1 protein-coding gene is annotated in these 1,641 nt (G+C 31.7%); it reads left to right on the top strand.

Annotated elements, in window-relative coordinates; all coding sequences use genetic code 11:
• Nucleotides 1-119: 119 nt before the first annotated feature.
• The gene (locus tag RT228_RS17945; protein WP_006261804.1) at nucleotides 120-1,346 is read left to right on the top strand and encodes an IS110 family transposase; all 1,227 of its coding nucleotides are present in this window, start codon (nucleotides 120-122) and stop codon (nucleotides 1,344-1,346) included.
• Nucleotides 1,347-1,641 lie beyond the last annotated feature (295 nt).

The following is a 1,641-nucleotide window of genomic DNA, read 5'->3' as shown; positions in this document are numbered from 1 at the left end:
ATAAAAACACACATGATATCGGGTATCACCAACAGCCATTAAAGTCATAAGCGTATCAAACCAAAAAGGTTATCGCTTAAAACGATATCTTAGTACCAATAAATCAAAATATACGACCTATGGCTGTCAATGGATTACCCTTTATCTTAGACCGTGGTTGTGGATTAGATGTTCACAAAGACACAGTCGTAGCTACCATTAAAGGTAGTGATTTTGAAACAGAAACAAGAACATTCTTAACTTTTACAGATGATCTTTATGAATTAGTAGCATGGTTACAGAGTTACTCCATAACAGAGGTTGCAATGGAGAGTACTGGAGTTTATTGGCGTCCTGTCTATTGCATCTTAGAAGATTATTGCCATGTTATTCTTGTTAACGCTCGCCATATCAAAAATGTTCCTGGACAGAAAACAGACAAAAAAGATAGTGAGTGGATTTGTAAATTATTACTCTCTGGTTTACTTAAAGGTAGTTTTATACCTGAACAAGAAATACGAGAATTAAGAGAACTATATAGACACAGAAGAAAACTTGTTTCTTCTCGTACAGCCGAGAAAAACAGACTGCAAAATGTATTAGAGTCTGCTAATATAAAATTACGTAGTGTAGTTAGTGATGTATTTGGAGTAAGTGCAATGCAAATGATTCAAGCTATCATTCAAGGACAAACAGATCCAGAAATATTAGCAAATTTGGCAAAAGGTTCTTTAAGAAATAAGCGAGTAGAGTTAGTCAAGGCTTTAAAAGGAAATGTAACCAAGCATCATATTTTTATGCTTAATCTCATACTAGAATCCATTAATAATATCAACTTACAAATAGCACAATTAGAAGCTCAAATGGAACAGTATAGATTTAGTATGCAAAAAGATGTAGAATTACTGGAAACTATTCCTGGGATATCAAGACAATTAGCTTTAAGTGTACTAGGCGAAATTGGTAATGATATGTCTTACTTTCCAGACCATCAAAATTTAAGTTCTTGGGCAGGAGTATGCCCTGGTAATAATGAAAGTGCAGGTAAAAAGTATTCTACAAGAATAACACAAGGCAATAAATATCTTAAAGCCTCTTTAGTTGAAGCTGCTTGGGTTGCAATACGATCCAAAGACAATCCCATATTTGCAGTAAAACATTATCATATTTCTAATCGTAGAGGAAAGAAAAAGGCCACTATCGCTATAGCTCATAAATTACTAATCGCAATATATCATGTACTAAGAGATAAAGAACCATATCAATTACACACTCAAGACAAAAAAATACTAGAACATAGAAGAATTAAAAAAATAGAGAGATTTCAATTAGAAATAGAAAAACTTAAAAATATACATATACAATAATCTAATTTATCAAGCTTTAATTATATAGTGAGAGAGAAAAACTAAACGTCTTGAATATATTAAGATCGTCCTTTTTTTGGTGGTTAAACTCCCCGAGATAAAAACTGATATCAGACGCTAAGAACCAACAGTTGATGCCTTTGAGCTCGTAGAAAAAATTATACTCCTTATTTTAAGCATTGATCTTTTAATCTATTGTAATATGTAAATATCTTAATAAAGGCCTTTTATACATTAGGCTTAATACTTTATTGTCTGATGATTAATAATACCTATAGACTTTCAGAAAAAAAAG

It is taken from the genome of Myroides sp. (genome assembly GCF_032073645.1).
GTDB classification, from domain to species: Bacteria; Bacteroidota; Bacteroidia; order Flavobacteriales; family Flavobacteriaceae; genus Flavobacterium; species Flavobacterium odoratimimum.
The sequence above is the reverse complement of the archived record's forward strand: the minus strand, read 5'-3'. Positions and strand labels throughout refer to the sequence as shown.

What these genes read in the sequence shown, in the direction of transcription:
- RT228_RS17945 (WP_006261804.1), top strand. Translation starts at nt 120, where the DNA reads ATGGCTGTCAATGGATTACCCTTTATCTTAGACCGTGGTTGTGGATTA.